A 1,119-nucleotide genomic window follows, 5' to 3' on the forward strand; every position below is an offset into this window, starting at 1 on the left:
TTGCACAGGCCGATCTGGATCGTGACGCGCTCTGTGGCGCTGAGTTCGTGATAGGACATGGGGCAACACCTTACCGAAATGGTCGGGTGTTGCACTCAGTTTTTGCGGCCGCCTTGGTAAATTAGCGATTTGCAGCCATGTGTCATATTGAGCTATACCCTAACTGGATGTCAGGAATGGCCACGCTGCGCCGTCAGAATAGAGTCTGCTTTCACATTCTTTGACACATGCTTGCCAAGGTCATAGATTCCAACCTGACAAATTCAAGGCTTAGGGCGCAATGGAACCAAAAACCAACGTAAGCCCTACCGCCCATCCAGCCTATGGAGGCATCTTGCAGGGACAACGCATCGGTTACGTTCGGGTCAGCAGTTACGACCAGAACCCGGAACGCCAACTTGAGCAGGTCGAGATCGGCAAGCTGTTCACCGACAAGGCCTCGGGCAAGGACACCCAGCGCCCGCAGCTGGAAGCCATGCTCGGATTCGTCCGCGAAGGCGATACCGTGGTGGTGCACAGCATGGATCGCCTGGCGCGCAACCTCGACGATCTGCGCCGTCTGGTGCAAAGGCTGACCAAGCGCGGCGTGCGCATCGAGTTCTTGAAGGAGGGGTTGGTGTTCACCGGCGAGGACTCGCCCATGGCCAACCTCATGTTGTCGGTCATGGGGGCCTTTGCCGAGTTCGAGCGCGCCCTGATCCGCGAGCGGCAGCGCGAGGGCATCGCCCTGGCCAAGCAGCGCGGTGCTTACCGGGGCCGCAAGAAAGCTCTCTCCGACGATCAAGCCATCACGTTGCGGCAGCGGGCCGCTGCCGGCGAGCCGAAGGCTCAGCTCGCACGCGAGTTCGGCATCAGCCGTGAAACCCTCTACCAGTACCTTCGCACGGACGACTGAACCATGCCGCGTCGCTCGATTCTCTCGGCTACGGAGCGCGACACCCTGCTTGCGCTGCCAGAAAGCCAGGATGACCTGATCCGCTACTACACCTTCAACGACTCCGACCTATCCCTGATCCGTCAACGGCGGGGCGATGGCAACCGCCTCGGCTTCGCCGTGCAGCTCTGCCTGCTGCGCTACCCTGGTTATGCGCTGGGCAACGACACGGCGCTACCCGAGCC

At 60.7% G+C, this 1,119-nt stretch carries 2 protein-coding genes; both read left to right on the forward strand.

The window, feature by feature from the left end:
- The first annotated feature begins 334 nt into the window (after positions 1 to 334).
- Entirely contained in the window at positions 335 to 895 is a 561-nt protein-coding gene (locus A9513_RS14395) for a recombinase family protein (protein ID WP_003117272.1), read from the forward strand.
- Positions 896 to 898: 3 nt separating this feature from the next.
- The coding region (locus tag A9513_RS14400) for a DUF4158 domain-containing protein (RefSeq protein WP_141678413.1) at positions 899 to 1,119 on the forward strand (221 nt) is incomplete at its 3' end.

It is taken from the genome of Pseudomonas sp. AU12215 (genome assembly GCF_001675465.2).
GTDB lineage: Bacteria > Pseudomonadota > Gammaproteobacteria > Pseudomonadales > Pseudomonadaceae > Pseudomonas > Pseudomonas nitroreducens.